Origin of the sequence: Tianxiuia mixotrophica (genome assembly GCF_050596425.1) — a bacterium.
Lineage (GTDB): Bacteria > Bacillota > Clostridia > Peptostreptococcales > Acidaminobacteraceae.
In genome coordinates, this window is sequence record NZ_CP192292.1 from 4,879,757 (window position 1) to 4,897,295 (window position 17,539).

General features: G+C 38.5%; 14 protein-coding genes, 2 tRNA genes and 1 other RNA gene. All 17 read right to left on the reverse strand.

Annotated features, from left to right (window positions below):
- Window positions 1-260: 260 nt before the first annotated feature.
- Complete coding sequence (locus ACQ4KW_RS21490; RefSeq protein WP_430884489.1) at window positions 261-1,871, reverse strand: response regulator; 1,611 nt, start codon at window positions 1,869-1,871, stop codon at window positions 261-263.
- Between the two features lie 242 nt (window positions 1,872-2,113).
- Window positions 2,114-2,746, reverse strand: coding sequence for a 50S ribosomal protein L25 (locus tag ACQ4KW_RS21495; RefSeq protein WP_430884490.1), 633 nt, complete (start codon window positions 2,744-2,746; stop codon window positions 2,114-2,116).
- A 134-nt stretch (window positions 2,747-2,880) separates the two neighbouring features.
- A complete protein-coding gene (recR, locus tag ACQ4KW_RS21500; protein ID WP_430884491.1) occupies window positions 2,881-3,480 on the reverse strand; it encodes a recombination mediator RecR in 600 nt (199 codons plus the stop codon).
- Between the two features lie 11 nt (window positions 3,481-3,491).
- The gene (locus ACQ4KW_RS21505; RefSeq protein WP_430884492.1) at window positions 3,492-3,827 is read right to left on the reverse strand and encodes a YbaB/EbfC family nucleoid-associated protein; all 336 of its coding nucleotides are present in this window, start codon (window positions 3,825-3,827) and stop codon (window positions 3,492-3,494) included.
- 75 nt (window positions 3,828-3,902) lie between these two features.
- Window positions 3,903-5,657: a DNA polymerase III subunit gamma/tau gene (dnaX, locus tag ACQ4KW_RS21510; protein ID WP_430884493.1), complete on the reverse strand. Its 1,755-nt coding sequence runs from the start codon at window positions 5,655-5,657 to the stop codon at window positions 3,903-3,905.
- On the reverse strand, window positions 5,654-8,248 hold the full coding sequence (locus ACQ4KW_RS21515; protein WP_430884494.1) for an HD domain-containing phosphohydrolase: 2,595 nt from the start codon (window positions 8,246-8,248) through the stop codon (window positions 5,654-5,656). Before ACQ4KW_RS21515 ends, dnaX begins: the two co-directional genes overlap by 4 nt.
- On the reverse strand, window positions 8,245-10,854 hold the full coding sequence (locus tag ACQ4KW_RS21520) for an HD domain-containing phosphohydrolase (protein ID WP_430884495.1): 2,610 nt from the start codon (window positions 10,852-10,854) through the stop codon (window positions 8,245-8,247). The genes ACQ4KW_RS21515 and ACQ4KW_RS21520 overlap by 4 nt, the downstream gene beginning before the upstream one ends.
- Window positions 10,855-11,036: 182 nt before the next feature.
- Window positions 11,037-11,301: signal recognition particle sRNA large type (ffs, locus tag ACQ4KW_RS21525), an RNA gene on the reverse strand.
- A 23-nt stretch (window positions 11,302-11,324) separates the two neighbouring features.
- A tRNA-Ser gene (locus ACQ4KW_RS21530) sits at window positions 11,325-11,413 on the reverse strand.
- 5 nt (window positions 11,414-11,418) lie between these two features.
- Window positions 11,419-11,868 (reverse strand): nucleoside deaminase, encoded by a 450-nt coding sequence (locus ACQ4KW_RS21535; RefSeq protein WP_430884496.1) that lies wholly within the window; start codon window positions 11,866-11,868, stop codon window positions 11,419-11,421.
- Window positions 11,869-11,981: 113 nt separating this feature from the next.
- A tRNA-Arg gene (locus ACQ4KW_RS21540) sits at window positions 11,982-12,058 on the reverse strand.
- A gap of 165 nt (window positions 12,059-12,223) precedes the next feature.
- Window positions 12,224-12,991, reverse strand: coding sequence for an OmpA family protein (locus ACQ4KW_RS21545; protein ID WP_430884497.1), 768 nt, complete (start codon window positions 12,989-12,991; stop codon window positions 12,224-12,226).
- Window positions 12,992-13,013: 22 nt separating this feature from the next.
- Entirely contained in the window at window positions 13,014-13,811 is a 798-nt protein-coding gene (locus ACQ4KW_RS21550; protein WP_430884498.1) for a hypothetical protein, read from the reverse strand.
- Window positions 13,812-13,858: 47 nt separating this feature from the next.
- Window positions 13,859-14,320: a hypothetical protein gene (locus ACQ4KW_RS21555; protein WP_430884499.1), complete on the reverse strand. Its 462-nt coding sequence runs from the start codon at window positions 14,318-14,320 to the stop codon at window positions 13,859-13,861.
- A 38-nt stretch (window positions 14,321-14,358) separates the two neighbouring features.
- The gene (locus ACQ4KW_RS21560; RefSeq protein WP_430884500.1) at window positions 14,359-14,913 is read right to left on the reverse strand and encodes a hypothetical protein; all 555 of its coding nucleotides are present in this window, start codon (window positions 14,911-14,913) and stop codon (window positions 14,359-14,361) included.
- Window positions 14,914-15,156: 243 nt separating this feature from the next.
- Entirely contained in the window at window positions 15,157-16,698 is a 1,542-nt protein-coding gene (locus ACQ4KW_RS21565) for a sigma 54-interacting transcriptional regulator (RefSeq protein WP_430884501.1), read from the reverse strand.
- Window positions 16,695-17,396 carry a bacillithiol biosynthesis deacetylase BshB1 gene (gene bshB1 / locus ACQ4KW_RS21570; RefSeq protein ID WP_430884502.1) on the reverse strand — a complete coding sequence of 234 codons (702 nt, stop codon included), beginning with the start codon at window positions 17,394-17,396 and terminating at the stop codon, window positions 16,695-16,697. The genes ACQ4KW_RS21565 and bshB1 overlap by 4 nt, the downstream gene beginning before the upstream one ends.
- Window positions 17,397-17,539 lie beyond the last annotated feature (143 nt).

Sequence of the window (17,539 nt, forward strand, 5' to 3'; positions counted from 1 at the left end):
TCATGTTAGAAAATTCATTGATAATTATTCTCAATTAAATTTTACACAAATAATCCCTAGCTGTCAACTGGGATATTTAATTTTATTAACACGATTATCCGATTTCTATGAACATGAACGATTTCACTTGCCACTATAGGTCTGTCAAGCAATCAAATTTCAGATTTCTGGGCATAAAAAAACGCCCCCTCCCATTCAACTTGTAATCAGAATACAAGTCTCGAATCAAGGAAATGAGCGCTTTACTTCTTCATTATTAACTACTTTAAATATTTGGCGAGCAGCTGTTTTAAATGCTGCACATCAATTGGCTTTGACAGGTAGTCATCAAATCCATAACTGGTTAAGTACTCTTTTTCAGTAGATATAACCTTAGCCGTACATGCAATAATTGGAGCACGGCTTAAACTCCTTTTTTCTATTTCATCAAAGGCTTCAAAGCCGTTCATTTCTGGCATCAATATATCCATTAGGACAATGTCAGGTTCCATGTCAAAATACATGTCAACAGCCTCTCTGCCGTTTTTAGCAAAGGATACATCGTATTTATCCTTTAACATAAGCTTCATTGTCACACGGCCAATCACCTCGTCTTCAGCAACAAGAACCCGCATTTTACCGCTTTTGGATCTTTCTCGCTTAACAGGTGTTTTATCATCTAATATGATTTCTTGCATTCGTTCAAAGGTGAGATTAATACTTACCTCCGTGCCGCTATATAACTCGCTTATGAGCTCCAGCCTACCGCCCATGACATCAACGATTTGTTTTGAAATAGCCAGCCCAATCCCACTTGATTCATACCCTGAGCCTTCATCGACTAGGCCTTTGATAACCGTCTTTTTCTGACTCTCGCTAATACCTATGCCCGTATCTTTTACAGAGATTAAAAGCTCAACAGTTTTTGATGACTCGCTCACCATATCCATGCTAAACTCCACACGACCACTGTCTGTGAACTTTATGGCATTGACCAAAATATTAAGCAGGGCCTGACGCACCCGCTTGACATCACCTAAGAGTTTATCTGGAATAGACGGATCGAATCGCGTTGTAAAGCGAAGTCCCTTTTCATAGGCTTGTTTAGAGTAGGCTTTCACCAACTCGTCAAAGACCCAGCGAATGTCAAAGGGTTCATTGGTCAAAACCATATCCCCTTGCTCAAGGACGGCGTTTTCGACCACGTTTGCTAGTATGTTCATCATCTTGCCCGCTGATGTGGAGATGACATCAAGATATTCTTGTTGAACAGGACTTAAATCAGTGTTCTCAAGCAATTGAACCATACCGACAAGGCCATTCATTGGTGTCCTAAGTTCATTGGAAAGATTACTGATAAAGTTTGTCTTGATCTTACTAGACTGATCAGACATTCTTTTGGCATCTTCTAAGGCCTGTGTATACTCTCCTAATTTTTCCTCGAAATAAACTCTGTCAGATATATTCTTACTGATCTCAATCATGCCATTCACTTGACCATTTGAATCAAAGAGCGGAATGCCTATGTTTTCCCAGTGAACCAGTTCGCCTGTTTCACTTGCAACTGGTAAAGCCATCGTTCCAGAGACGATTTGTCCTGTTCGAAGGGCCTCAGTGCAGGGGCAATCGTCGCACGGCATATCATATCCTAAATACGCCTCATAACATTTCCGGCCGATCACTTGCGGACTCTTGTCTAGAGCCGCTTTGTTTGCCCAAACAACCGTCATGTCTGTATCCACTTTTAATATCATATCCGGTAAGCTGTTTAAAATGGCTAAAAGTGTTGCATCAGAATCTGACTGCTTATTCTTCTTAATGCTGTCGGGCTCCTTTTGCGCTTGCGCTAGTTCTGAAAGAAGCTCCTCTCTTGTGAAAGCTAAGTAGTCCAAACGGCACCCCCAGTAGAAACGTCGGAATTTTCACACCATTCCATACTCATTTATTATAGCAGAACATGAGATTCTCTCCAAGTGTCCCCGGGTCAGTAATTACTTATGTCCTTTGTCGCATAATCCTTTTTAATTAAACTTTCATACTTTGATCTTAACTTTCTACTAAATCCAGGGCTTTGCGTCCACAAAAAAGAAGCCCCAGCTGGGGCTTCCTTTGAATGAATATAGTAAAGATTTACTTACTCTTCCTCTGCTTTATCAACCACTTCTGCAACAACACTAACAATACCTTCCTCTTCAACTGGCTCTGGCTCTTTAAAGCCACCCTCAGTTAAGTTGGCAATAACCGTGTCTGCATCAGCATAGACTGTGAATCTTTCATCATTAAAAATGCCTAAGTCTTCCATAGTGATTGTCTGCTGATCCTTAAGAAGAGATGCATCCACCTCATATGATTCAATCAAGTCTTTTGGTAGCACTTCAATATCGAGTGAATGAACATGTTCAACAACGATCATTACAGAGTCTTCTACCTTATCCTTGTTCACGAAGTGAAGCGGAATAGATACCTTGACAGACTCACCCTTGGTTAACTCTTGAAGATCCAAATGAAGAAGCTGATTTTTAAACAGATTCTTCTGAACATCTTTAATCATTGCGAATACTTTGTCACCTTCAATGTCCACATTAACAGTTGCGCCAATACCGTGGTGTGCAAGCAGATGTTCAACATCGCGAAGCTCTAGTTCAATACTCTTTGTATCAGAGTGTTGACCGTAAACCACACCGGGTAATCTACCGGTTTGTCTTAGTTTCTTGGAAGCGTTTGAACCTTGTCCTGTACGAAGTTTTGCTTTAATTGCTTCTGTCATGTTGTTTCCCCCTTTTGTAATATGAATGCAGCGCTCTGTGCGCTGTCTTAGACTTAAGGAATTTTTACCCAAGCACATGAAGATGCAAACAAAAAACTGCTGAGTAGATATCAATCTACCCAGCAGTTTTATTATTAAAGCTCACTACGACCCTCTAAAGCCTTTGTCAACGTCACTTCGTCGGCAAACTCCAAATCCCCACCGACTGGAATACCGTGAGCAAGTCTAGTCACTTTTATACCCGTTGGTTTTACGAGGCGTGAAATATACATAGAAGTTGCTTCGCCTTCAATGGTTGGATTGGTCGCAAGTATAATTTCTTCAACTTCAGATTCTTGAAGTCGAAGTATAAGTTCTCTTAAGCGAATATCGTCTGGACCAATACCATCCATAGGTGATATTGCCCCATGAAGGACATGATAGAGCCCATGATATTCTTTGGTCCGCTCCATAGCAATAACATCCTTAGGAGCCTCTATAATACAAATTGTAGAATTGTCCCTTCTTGGGTCTGAACAGATCGGACAAGGGTCAGCTTCTGTTAAATTAAAACAAATAGAACAAAACTTTATCTTCTTCTTAGCTTCAATGATGGCTTCAGATAAACTTACCGCTAAATCCTCACGACCTGTTACAATATGCATTGCCAGTCTTTGGGCTGTTTTTCGCCCGACTCCAGGCAAATGCGCAAGTTCTTCAATAAGCCTTGCTATAGGTGGTGCATAATAAGACATATATTCACCTTCTAGAATAAGCCAGGAATATTCATGCCACCTGTTAGCTTACCCATTTCCTTTGACATAGCATCGTCAGCAGTACGCATCGCTTCATTTACTGCCGCTAGAATAAGATCTTGAAGCATTTCCACGTCATCTGGATCAACAACATCTTCATCTATTTCAATGCCAAGCATCTCTTTTTTACCATTGACTTTAACAGTGATGGCTCCGCCACCAGCACTTGCAGTAAACTCTTTGTTTTCAATTTCTTCTTGAGTCTTTTGCATTTGCGCTTGCATCTTTTGAACCTGTTTCATCATATTGCCCATATTACCAGGCATTTGTTGCTTTCTTTTAGCCATAATATTCATCCTCCTGATTCATTTCCAACTTATTATATCATAACAGATCAACACAGAAATTCAGACCATTTTCCCTTATTGATCTATGATCTTCAGCTTATCCTCATGATCTTTAAAATACTCTTTCACAGTTTCTTCATCGTCTTTTTCATTTTCGGGTTCATCGGATGCCGTTTGGAGATTGTACTCAAAATCACACTTGACCCTAAGGTTCTGATGAAAGACCTTTTCAATAGCTGATTCTACGATTTTACGGTTTTCTTCGCGCTCCACCATATCCATATGAAAGGCATATCCATCCTTAAAAGCAATCATAAGCGTCGCCCCATTTAAGGCAACAGGCGTGCCTTCAATTAGAAAAGCCTGTACTTGTATTTTTGTCTTTCTGACCAGTTCCAAGACTTGCCCCCACCTAGACTGAATGTCTGCGAAAGATAGGTCCACCGCTTCATAATTGTCAGAAGCAACTTCTGATTCTATATTTTCTGAAGGTTTAGATACAGTCAAGCTCTCATTAGCCTTTTGTGGCTCAGTCTTGACTCCATCAGCTTGAGCAGTTGGTGTTACTTTGACAGACGCTAAACTTTTGTCTGGTTGTGAAGCTTGCTCTATTTTTTTCCCAGAGTCTTGCCGGCTTGCAGATACCTGTCGCGGGGACGCTTGAGACACCACCACTTGCCCTGTTTCCATTGCCTTCTCAAGTTTTTCGAGCCTTGACACCAAGCCTTCCAGCGTTTGATCTGTTTCAGGTTGCATAAGCTTTACAAGGGTCATCTCCAAGTGTGTTCGGGGCTGAGTTGCCCATCTTGACTGCGCTTCAAGCTTTGTAAGAACATCAATGGATCTTAAAATCTCACTCATGGTGAGTTTGTCCGACTGAGCGCTTGTTTGTTCTATGCTCTCATCTGTCGAGTCCATGATGTATTTGAGATCCGCACCACTTTTTGAAAGCATGAGGTTACGATAATGTCCTGTTAGACTCTTAATAAAATGCCCCAAGTTTTTACCGTCATTGACCATATCATTGACCATTCGCATCACATGAGAGGCATTTCCATCTATAACACCATCTACAATACTAAATAACCAGTGTTCTGTCGTCAAACCCAAAGTGCCTACAACATCATCATAAGTAAGACTTCCATCCGTAAAGGACACACACTGATCTAGAATACTCAGGGCGTCACGTACAGCACCATCAGCATTTCTTACGATAAGGCTCAAAGCCTTCTCTTCCGGTTCAATTTCCAAAGAGCTACAAATGGCAGCCAGATGGTCCATTAAAATCTCAGCAGGAATTCGTTTAAAATCATAGCGCTGACAACGTGATAGTATGGTTGCAGGAATCTTTTGCGGTTCTGTTGTCGCAAGAATGAATACAACATATCCTGGTGGTTCCTCCAATGTTTTTAAAAGGGCATTAAAGGCCCCTTGTGAAAGCATGTGAACCTCATCAATGATATAGACCTTAAACTTAGCCTTTGACGGGGGATACTTTACATTTTCACGAAGCTCCCTGACATCATCAACACCATTGTTTGAAGCTGCATCTATTTCCACTATATCCATTAGACTTTCATCAAGCATCCCCATACATACTTCACACGCATTACATGGGTTCTCATTCACAGGACTGAGGCAGTTGATGGCTCTTGCAAGAATTTTTGCCGTGGATGTCTTTCCTGTTCCTCTTGTGCCGCTAAAAAGATAGGCATGAGCAATATTATTCGATTGTATTTGATTCTTTAGTGTGTCTGTAATGTGACGCTGGCCAATAACCTCTTCAAATATGCGTGGTCGCCAGCGTCTATAGAGTGCGGTATAACTCAACTCATCACCTGTACCTTTCCAGTTATGATTTGCTCAAGAACCGACTTATCAGACTCATAAATTCGAACAATAGAGTCGACCACTTGAGGCGAAAATTGTGTTGCTTTATGTTTTATTATTTCTTCAATGGCTTCATTCAATGGACGACCTCTTGAATATGACCGGTTGCTGGTCATTGCATCAAGGGCATCACAGACGCCGATGATGGCTGCTGAAACCGGCAAGTCCTCCACAACTTCCTTGTGGGGGTAACCCGTTAAATCATATCGCTTATGGTGAAGTGTCACCCCATCCATGATGGATTTTGAGAAACCGATTGGCTGCAAAATTTTTCTACCTATTTCAGGATGCTCTTTGATTTTATCAGATTCAAACGGTGATAATCGACCTTTTTTGGTTAAAATAAAGTCATCTATACCGATTTTTCCAATATCGTGGAGCAGTCCAGCGAATTGAATGTCCTCAATCTCCTGTGATGACATACCAATTTCTGTCGCAATAATCGTTGCAAATTCTGATACACGAACTGAATGCCCCTCGGTGTATGCGTCTTTCGCCTCAATGGCTGTAATAAGGACCTTTATGGTCGCCATAAACTCCTCACGCTGCTTTTCATACAGCTGGGCTTTTCTTATGGCCAAGGTCGACTGGACTCCAATGGTTGAAAGAATCATTAATTCATTTTGAGGCAACTTTTCATTAAACAGTATTGAGATAACTCCCGTCTTATCTTGACCATCTGAAATTGGGAGTAAAACCAGTGACTCGGCATTCTCCGTCAGACTGGATATATCATCATAATTTTGAATGTGATAAGACTCAGGGGTTTCCAAGTAAATCATCTTGTTTTCATCAATAACTTTAAAGCGCAGATCTTTAGGGTCATCAATCCCATCATCGATAAGAAATTGACTTCCATCCCCTGTTACATTGACCAGTTCCAGCACCTTGTTTTCATTTAATATGCGTATGCTGCAGACTATAACATCATATAACTCATAAATCTTTTTAACAATAAGATCAAATAAGGCATCTATGTTATTTTCTTTGGTCAAGGTTCTTGTGATGTCACGAATATCTTCTAAAGCCTGGCTCCTTCTTGTCAGCTTTTGAGTCAGCAACCAATTTTCCATAAGTGGCCGACTAATGCCCTGCACACCTTCAAATTGTCCATTCTTGAAGACACGGACTGTGTTTGTCATAAAAATCTCAGGTTCATCATCTTGGCTTCTTTTAAACCACAATTGAAGCGCCTCAACATCTTTGCTGTAAATGGCGTCAATAACCTGGTTTTTTATATCCGTTTCATCCAGAGCCAATAGTTTTATAAAGCTTTTACCGATCATATTCTCTGGTTTCAATCCTAGTAAGGTATTAAAGGCTTCATTCATATAAGTTATATTTCCATCCCTATCAATAAGCCATACCAAGTCGTCAATGTTTTCAATCAACCGCCTGAACTTTTCTTTGGAATACTCCAGTCTGCGATTGGTCTTTTTTAAATCTTCATAATTCAACGTTAGCGACTGATTGATCTCAAGGAGCTCATCTTGCTTTTGTAACATTTCCATAGATTGCTCAAGCAGTTGATTGTAATCCCCCTCAGCTTGAGTGGCTAGTTCGTTAAAACCATCTACTATAGGCTTGAATATTCCAGAGTGCCAAATGCCTATTCTGGTAGACAGGTTGCCTTCAATAAGCTTTGAAGACTTTCTGTCAATGACACGCACAGGGTAATACATGTGTCTCGCATAGGCCAGAGCCAGGGCAGTAGACATAACGACCAGTATCAAGACAATAATAAAATACTTCATTTTAACTGCAGATAAAAGCTTGTCCTCATCAGGAATTTCTGAAAACAACTTTGTGGTCATTCGCCTGTCCACTGAATCGAAAACCATATAAGACTTTTGTGCATTGGTCTTATCAACAAAGAGTCTATTCTTTTCAAAGGCCAGTGGTGTCAATGTGTTTTCAATTCCTGTAAACCGATTACTCACAGACTCATTTCCAAGCCATATTTGCCAATCCACATAAGGTCCACTTTCGGAATTATTCACAAGGTCATCTAGTGTTTCCATGTCCACATCTATCCCTGCGATGACGTAATCACCATCAACTGTAAACTTGTTTACAGTTATTGATATAAAAGGATCTTCATTCATTTCACTCATGTGATATCTTAGTTCTATGTGGGGACTTTGAGACGTATGCTTCAGATTTTGTAAACTAGGTTTACCGTGAACAAAATCAATATTAGTGCCTTTTTTAATTACGAAATACGGCTCTTGACCACCAACCTCTACAGACTCTAAATACAGAAGATAGTCTTGTAAACCAATATCATTCTTATCAACAAAATATGACGCTGACCGAACTATACTTAACAAGTCACTCTGAACAGACTCAAAATAGGTCTCTAACAAAGCAGCCTTATGACGATACATATTCTCTATATCTATTTCTCTTTGATAGGCCCTCTCCTCGGTTATAGAACTATAACTGCCATAGCCAATTAAGACTAAGGGGATTACGGCCATGAACAAAAGGAATATCTTGAGTCTATTTTTAAAGGATAGGAAGTTCTTCATATAGAAACCACCTTATCAACTTGAACACTGTAATGATGTTCTATCAGTTCTGGGTTTTTCTGAGAGACTTCTTCAAGCACCCTTACAACCTCAGGACAATGGTCTTTGCCCGAGCCCTGTCGTATAACAAACATAGCCTGCTGTAAACTTAGCGGTCTAGGTCCATCTCTGCCCACCATCAAAGCATCCAGTTCATCAACCGCACCTATAATTCTCGCTATGAGTGGAAGGCTTTCAATCTTTTCGGTTTTTGGCACACCTGATAAATCATATTTCTTGTGATGATAATAAATACCTTCAGTGATGGCATCTGACATACCGATGGGTTCTAGAATTTTTTTAGCATACATAGGATGATTGTCCAAAATATTTTGCTCACTTGGCGTTAACTTAGACGATTTTGAAAGCAGGGCATCCGAAATATTCATCTTACCTATATCGTGTAAAAGACCTGCAATATAAATATCATCTATATCTTTCTTTCTAAGATATAACCTCTTACCCACTTCAACAGCTATTTCTGATACGCGTTGAGTATGGCCTTCCATATTGGGCACCTTTGCATCGTTCGCAGCGACCAGAGCCTCTATCGTCTTAAAATAATGGGTTCTTAGTTTTTCAAATATCTGCATTCTCTCAATTGCAATAGCTGCTTGATCAGCTAGGGTTTCCAGTATTTTCACCTTCTCTTCAACAACTTCGGAGTCCGTGCCGACTGACATAATACCATAAACTTTATCATTTGTTGCCATTGGAATATATAGAACACATTCTAGTAGCCCCAAGGCCTCTTTTAAATCATTATCATCAATATAAAAGTCACTTTCGCTACAAATCATAAGTGTCTTGTTCTTCTCGAAGGCTATCCCCATATGAGATTTTTCAATTGAAGGGTTATTATCATAAACCGCACTTTCTTTTGCCCCTGAATACGCCATCAAGTTAAAGTGTCTATCTTCATACAGCCTAATGGTACACATAGACACATTCATGATCTGTCCTGCTTTTATGGCTATGTCATTCAAAACCACCTGAAGCTCTGTGTTAGATATTAATGACTTGGTGATATCGTTCACCAGAGTTAATTCTCGATTGCGACTATAATAATTGAAATATTTCGTTCTTGATTCAGACATATCCCGAAATATTCCTTGGATTGCAATGAGCTTTCCTGACTCATAAATACGAGATAAGCTGCCAGACATACACCGAACTTTGGACTCTATATCAAGAAATTCAAGCTCAATGCTTTGGTAGTCTCTTTCTAAAAACAAGTCTATAATTTGATCTTTGTGCTTTGAATCCTTCATAAAGTCAGTAATTCTCAATTGGTCTTGTAAATTCACTTTTTTGCCAATCAAAGTCTCAAAGGGCTTATTTCCATAAATCAGAAATCCGTTTGCATCACAAATCCAAATAATATCTGGCATGTTGTTTACAAGATCAAGGTACTTTTCTTCTTGAAACTCAAGTTCTTGTTTCAGGGTTTCTAAGTCTTTATAAGAACTAGCAAGTTCTTGATTTACACTCTCTATTTGAGTGTTATGTTCATGCACATGCACATTCATCTGAACAACTTCCATTTTTCTTTTCTCTGATGCCTCAAGGAGGGCTAAAAACTTCTCGTGGATTTTCTCTAAATCAATAGGTAGAACCAAGTTCTGGATATACTTTCTTCCAGATATAGATGCCTTAACTTGATAGCTCATTTTTTGTAAGGGGCGATACAGAAATCCAGACAACCCCTTTGTTAGAATGACAAGGAAAAGCAAAATCAAAATTGAGTTAACAACATACTCCTTGTTAAAATTAATTTGATTTGTAAGATACCTTTCCATATCGAGAAAAACATAGATAGAAAAGTTCATATCACCAAACTCAAACTTTTGACCGCTATAGCCATGCCCATCAATTTCTATATTGATAAGGCTTCCCGGATACCTAATTTGATCCATAACATTTGTATCTGTAAAAACCTCTGACTTATATGGGTAAACACCCTCTTCAGTTTCGACAATTATATGATAGTCGTATTCCTGTCCAGCAGCTTCTATTTCTTTGACTATGTCAGTGAGAAGCACATCCATGCCGATTACACCCTCTAAAAAGCCTTGGTCGCTGCGGATTGCTTTTGAAAATGTCATGACATATGCATCTGTTAAGACATCCTTATATGGAGATGAAACATAAACATCATGACTTACGGCACCTTTGTACCACTCTCTTTCTCGACCATCTACTTTGGGATCAACATTGTCAGACACATAGTGCTTTCCAGATTCAGAAGACACATACACGTAGGTCACGTCTGGGCTTGATTTAGCCACTTCGGTCAAAAACCTAGAGATGTTTTCATCAAAGCCATATGCCCTTATATAAGATTCCATGGCTGCACTGTAATGCGAAACTGACTTTGACTTGTTATCCAGCCAGGTATCAAGCTTAAATACCTGAGCTTGTAAATGTTCTGATGCCACTTGTGACACATGATATCTTGTGAAGGCCGTTTGATCAATCTGCATTATTCCAAATAGAATAATAGCTGGAACTGCCACACAAATAAGAATACTCACTGCTATGTGATTGGTGTAATTCCTTCTAAACATGATCTACTCCTCAAAGACTCATATTGACGATAAACTCTCCATTTTACGAATTGATTTTATTCGTCCCCCATAATCATAAACACATACCTGAGTACAATTATATAAGAATTTCCTTCGCAAATAAATAAGAACACAAAAAGGACTTTGACAAACGTCAAAGTCCTTATTTAAAAAATTAAATGTCGCACACTCAGCTTCGAAAACTGAACACGGCCGTTACCCAAGCAGTTAGCTCAGAGCAGGCAACCCCACGGCACATAGAAATGATTGCTTAATGCTGCTTCCTTCCGGACCTGACATGGTTCACAAGTTTCTATTGCGCGGGACCCATTCTTCAACACCACTTACTCGAGGCAGACACCACAGTCATGAGCCCTCAGCTAAGCTTCAACCCTGCTACAGCGGATTGCAGGTTACAAGGCACCGCTACCTCCCCGTTTAGTGCGACAAACTTTATAGACAATTTTAAATGGCGGAGAGAGCGGGACTCGAACCCGCGGGCCCTTTCGGGCTTACACGCTTTCCAGGCGTGCCCCTTAGCCAACTCGGACATCTCTCCATAATTTATTTCGATCTTAATTTCTTAAAAAAATCTTTCGTGATCTGTGAACACGGCTCTTGTAAAATACCATATTCAACATTGACAAGATGATTCAATCTTTCATCTCTAGGAATATTGTAAAGAGAGCCAACAGCGCCTCCTTTAGGGTCCATAGAACCTATATAAAGATTTACAATTCTTGACTGATAAATGCCACCTGCACACATTGGACATGGTTCAATGGTAACATACATATCACAGTTTACAAGTCTCCAACCCCCTAGAGTTTGAGCAGCTTGACGAATTGCAATCATTTCAGCATGGGCTGTTGGATCTTTGGTCGTCTCTCTGAGGTTATGACCACGTCCCACCACAATGCCATTTTGAACTATAACCGCACCAATCGGTACTTCCCCTAATCTGTAAGCTTTTTGCGCCTCTTCAAGGGCAAGTGCCATAAAGCGTTCAACCATTGATGTGACTCCAATCTTTTATCGAACAATTGTCATTATACCTTAAATCGATAATCAGGGTCAAGGGAATTATGCGCATAGTCAATAAAATCCCAGTGATGACTGGGATAAAATGGCGCACCCAAGAGGATTTGAACCTCCGACCTACCGCTTAGGAGGCGGTTGCTCTATCCAGCTGAGCTATGGGTGCGTGATAGTAATATGTTAAAGGAACTGTAAGCGTTTGTCAATGCTCACAAATCATGTGTTCAAGTTCACTTGACTCTATTTCCCGGGAAATATGTTCTCTTTCATATCAATTCACATAAGAAAAAGGCATAAAAATCGGCTAGCTTAAACAACTAACCGACCCGGATTACTTTTTTAAATCTTCATCTTCAATAAGATAGTTTTCGAAATAGACGTCCGTTCTTCTGTTGAGCTTAAGTTCTTCTGCATCATCCGATTTGTTTAGAGGTTTCGAGCTTCCGTTGCTTAGCACAATAATACGATTTTCTGGAATGCCCAAGTTCATCATGTATTGTGCCACTTTATTGGCTCTTATCTGAGAGAGTTCTTCTCCAAACTTAGTATCATTGAACTTTGGATATCCATTAATATTGCCCTCAACCTTTATCTTCTCATTGGGGAAGTCTTTTGCCGCACCAATGAATATATTGAGCACCAGTTTATACTCATCCTGCAAGTCATACTTATCCGGTTCAAAATACACTGTTGACTTGGCATTATATAGCCTTTCAAGTTCAGTATCACTATAACCACTGGCTTCTGATTCATTCCCGGCTGATCCATCTTCACCATATCGACAATTATCAGCCTGCAAGGATGTATCTATACTCTCATTTTCGTCCACTTGAGAATCATCTAATGTCTTCAGGTCATTATTGCCCACTTCTTCTGCCTGATCCACTTGACTAGATTCTTCTTCAATATTAGATCCCATATCCATCTGATCATCTTGTGTTATATCATCTTGCACTGCTTGGGTCTTACCCTCTGTTTCCTGTGAATTCTGATCAGGTATCAGGGATTGTATGAGTCCGAATAATGAAATTAAAATAATAATACCAGCCACTGTGAACACCACTTTCCCCCGCGGTGTAACTCGGTACTTCATCTTCATTATCTCACATCCCTAATTGTCACTATTTTTTTGGTTTAATAAAATCAACAATACCAATAATTTTTTGAATCTCATATTCAATAACTGATGTTTGGTCCTCTTGGAACTGTTGACGCGCTTCAGTTACTTTCTTGAGTTCCTTGATTCTATTTTCGAGTTCTTCTATGGAAGCTTCATTCTTTTTCACAACATCATCTGTTGTTTGGACTGTCTCTTCCAAAACATTATTCAGTGCATCTATTCTTTTATAGGCATCGCTCAGAAGATTTTCTAAATTAATACTTGATACATCCATTATATTCATAACAGAAGCACGTTTTACATCGATCGGTAAATTTTCAGGCAGTGTTTTTTGGAAAACATCCACCATAAAAATAGTCTTTTTCTTGTCAGCTTCCATTCGACTTGTTCTGTATATGTCATCAATAGTCATCATTTTATTTTTCTCATATGAGCCTATAAGGACATCCAGCTTTTCTTCAATTTCAGCTGACTGGTTCTGTTTAATAGTTTCAGCTTTTACCACAGGTTCTTCTGATGCTTTTTTAATAGACTCTCCAGCAGCTTGTGATTTTGGTTTTATATCTTCTTTTTTTGCTGCCAACAGATCCACGCCAAACGGAAGAGGGTCCTCTTCCTTCTTTGTGTCTTGATCTGCCTTTGGCTCACCAGGCTTTGTCTCTGCTGGGATCGCATCCTTTTGGTCTAAAGTTTCCTTTGTTTCTTCTTTGGTCGCTTCTGTCACAGGTGTTTCTTGTCCTTCTCCCTCAATAGGCTCAATCAGCCCCAGTTTCTCAAAAATAGTCTTTTTTGCTACCACGATTTATTCCCTCCTAAGTCAAACGAATATCCGACAGTCAATGGATATTAGCCCTCAAACAATGACATCTTATCCTCTATCCTTTTGATCTGCTCTTTGTTATAAGCCACCAAGTCTTTGAAGTTCTTTATAGTTTGATGTTTTGATTCAATCTGAGATTTTTTCAAATTTGTCTGCGCTTTGAGCGTAGAAACCAACAGCTGAAGATCTTCCATATGTTCACGCTGTACATCAATCATTTTTTCGTTGATAAATTTGAGATGTGATTCATAATCATTTACTGCATCTTCTAGGGATCTTATTTTCTCATCCTTATCGGAGTCATCTGCAATAACCTGATTGGCCACAAGTGATTCACGTATGATCTTCACGCCTTCTTCATCAATAAATGTAATGTTTCTCTTTTTATGCAAATAGGGTTTCAGATCCTTTTTAAACAAACTTATTTTTTTATATATTGTAACCTTACTTACGCCAAGCATATTGGCAACTTCTATCACTCGATACAATGGCATCACTCCTGTTAACTCGTTTACACATACTGATTTTACTTTCTTATAAACCCAAACATACCTGTCGATTCTTCCTTGGGTTTGCTTTCGCTGTTGATGGTTCTATGTAGTAAAATGGATTCCATCTGACTTTCTAACTGTGTTAAACGAGCAAGATCTTCTTTGAATCGTATTTGATAGTTCTCTATCACTTCATCCATCTTCTTCAGTTCTGTGTCGTAATGAATAAGGTCTTGACGCAGACGACTCACTTCACTTCTTAATTTTCTCTTTTCATCATCCAGTATAGTTAGATCATCTTCAGTCAGCCAATCCTCATCTTCAGAAGAGACATCCTCCTCTTCTACACCATTTGCTTCACTATCATGACTTGTAATTTCATTTTCCATTTCTGTCGAAGTGCCTATATTCTCCAAAGGCTGCCCCTCAATAAGGGCTTTCAATATATCAATACCTTGTTCATCGATATAGCTGACAGAATGAATTTTTTGTGTATGATCTTTCATCAGCTCTGCATGGGTGAGCAGCTTTTCAAATATAACAAATGTTTCTACATTTAATTTATGAGCTGCTTCGCTGATTTTGAACAAAGCTACCACCTCGTATCCATTACAGTAAATTAACTGTTAATCTCTATAAACTAGTTCTACAATAGGCTTTCTATCCCTCTTTATATTTTCCCACATTTTTGTGAAATTAAAAGTGTTAATTGCTTTATTCTAAAAATTATTTACGCCTATTTGACGAATATTCTCTAAATAAAAAAGAAGTGTCCCATTTTAGGTCACTACTTTCATGTTTTAAATTAGGACATCTTATAAAAGGAGGATGTCCTATTCTCGTACAGCCTCAAATGATATATTGTAATGTTCTATTTTTCTATATAGAGTGCTTCGGCTAATTCCTAGGCTTAGTGATGTCTGTACCATGTTGTAATTTAAAGCCTCGAGAGTTCTCACTATAGCCTCTTTCTCTATTTCAGACAAACTTTTGAGCTGGCTTTGTTCGTCGCCTTGTATAGAGTAGGGTTGTAGTATTTCATCAATACACGACTCGGTGAGTGTCCCATATAAGAACACTCTATCAACGATTTTTTGGCAAATATAGTCTAGATCCCTTAAATTATATTCTAGACCCAATTGTGAAACTCTATCAAAAATATCTGTCTTTTCTATTTCATGAAGAAGATTAGAATCTTGTATTTCACAGGTTATCATATGTCCTAAAATAGTACATATATCTTGTTTGCGTCTTGTTAACTCTGGTAAACAGATCTCTGCAAGTTTAACTCTAGACTGTAAACCTCGTGTTAACTTACCTGTCTGTTTTGCCGATTCAAGACCTTTTGTTGTAGAAATTATAAAAGCTGTGTTTAAGTTATTCCAACTATTTTCAGCGTTACTGTTAACCAGTTTACTATCTAAAATTCTTAAAAATCGTCGTTGATATTTGTCAGGAAGTGCATTGAAGTTTTCAAAATACACTGTCCCAATATCGTACAGTTCTAAATTTCGCCTTATTTTATCAGAATCTTCAAGCCATTCAGTTTTAAACTTCTGTAGTGGGATTTTATCGCAGTAAATGGCATGGAAATTCATATCTTTCCCCAATCGAATTTCATGTAAATGATTTGCTGTTGATTCCTTTCCAATGCCTTTGGGACCAGATATGAAAATCAGCTTACTATCTTTGAACTGCTGTACACGGTCCCTTGCTTTTTTTATTTCTTCACTATCACCAATTAAGCAAGCAGGCCAATATTCCATTTCGATCTCATTCACAACTTGATTTTCATTTGCTTCTACAGACGCAATAATTGACTCTATGTTTTCAATACTTTCTGGTAGTCTTGAAATCAACTGCAAGTCTTTTTCAAAATCAGAATCCATTTCACAGATGAGTCCTATAACCAATCCATCAGAGGTAGGAATACCGATTGAAAGAGAGTCTATAAGATAACTATGGTAGTGTTCATATCCACAAGTAAATGATTTCTTTTTATGCTTTAGGCATAATCCAATACCAGAAGTGCCCAAGGAATCTTCGGTAAAGTTAAAATAGTATCTATTTTTAGGAGAAAGGGTCCATACATTATGAATTTCACCGTTCATATCCATTAGTATAATAGACTTAATCTTAGACTCACTAACTTCAAGCCCAAAATCATGGAGGAAGAGAGCATCCATTATTTTCCTATAACTTAAATCACTTTTTTCCGGTAAACTCACATTGGGTGGGGTCAATGCATCTACATTAACTAGTCGCGACCGTACCCATGAGTATACAACTTCATCACGAAGAAGTTCCCTTTTGAGAACACCTCTTTTCAAATATAGTTCTCTGGCTTTTTCAATATTCTTCTGCCCTGTGATCATTTAGAAACGGCCTCCCATTTGTCTATTGTATCAAATATTAGAGGACTATCTGTTATGAAGCCTTCTGCATATTCAACGCCACATTCAAATCCACACACCCTATTTCTTGATTCCAAGTAGGCTATAAAGCCAGAATTCAACCTCGTTTTAGAATTCTGATCTTGGAGATCAAACTGTGAGCTATATGCTTTAAGTGCTTTTATTTTGTATTCATATGTATCTGAGACATCAATATAATAGTCAAATTGTGCACTTCCATTAATTTGATATCTATAACTTTTCTTAACTGTAAACGCATCATATTCGCTCTGATATTTCTTTAGTTTGGAATGAAAGATTCCCTCTTTGACTAAACGTGAGCAGGCTTTATGATCAGGGTGATTGTCTTCATAATTAGGATAGAATACAATATTCGGTTTGTGCTTTCTAATCACATCAGCTATTTTTTTTACATTTTCAATATGACCTACTATATTTCTATCAGGAAGCATTAAGTTTTCTCTATTTTGAATCCCTAGAATTTTGGATGCATTATCAGCTTCACTTTGTCTTTTGAAAACATTTCCATTTGATGACATTTCACCTTGTGTTAAATCCACAACCACTATATTATGGTTTTTTTCCGACATTTTTTTTATTGTGCCACCCATGCCAATTTCACAATCATCAGGATGGGCCGCAAAAACTAATATTTTCATATTTACGAACCTTTCTACTGTCTCATTATCGTACACCTATTATAACATGCAAATTTGGCCCTGTATTGTGTTTTACTTTAATATTGATATTTAATATTAGAAGAACTAAAAAAACGCTGTATAGATGAAACTATAAAGCGTTT

What these genes read in the sequence shown, in the direction of transcription:
- recR (WP_430884491.1), bottom strand. Translation starts at nt 3,480, where the DNA reads ATGTCTTATTATGCACCACCTATAGCAAGGCTTATTGAAGAACTTGCG.
- ACQ4KW_RS21495 (WP_430884490.1), bottom strand. Translation starts at nt 2,746, where the DNA reads ATGACAGAAGCAATTAAAGCAAAACTTCGTACAGGACAAGGTTCAAAC.
- ACQ4KW_RS21505 (WP_430884492.1), bottom strand. Translation starts at nt 3,827, where the DNA reads ATGGCTAAAAGAAAGCAACAAATGCCTGGTAATATGGGCAATATGATG.
- ACQ4KW_RS21535 (WP_430884496.1), bottom strand. Translation starts at nt 11,868, where the DNA reads ATGGTTGAACGCTTTATGGCACTTGCCCTTGAAGAGGCGCAAAAAGCT.
- ACQ4KW_RS21545 (WP_430884497.1), bottom strand. Translation starts at nt 12,991, where the DNA reads ATGAAGATGAAGTACCGAGTTACACCGCGGGGGAAAGTGGTGTTCACA.
- ACQ4KW_RS21565 (WP_430884501.1), bottom strand. Translation starts at nt 16,698, where the DNA reads ATGATCACAGGGCAGAAGAATATTGAAAAAGCCAGAGAACTATATTTG.
- ACQ4KW_RS21515 (WP_430884494.1), bottom strand. Translation starts at nt 8,248, where the DNA reads ATGAAGAACTTCCTATCCTTTAAAAATAGACTCAAGATATTCCTTTTG.
- bshB1 (WP_430884502.1), bottom strand. Translation starts at nt 17,396, where the DNA reads ATGAAAATATTAGTTTTTGCGGCCCATCCTGATGATTGTGAAATTGGC.
- ACQ4KW_RS21520 (WP_430884495.1), bottom strand. Translation starts at nt 10,854, where the DNA reads ATGTTTAGAAGGAATTACACCAATCACATAGCAGTGAGTATTCTTATT.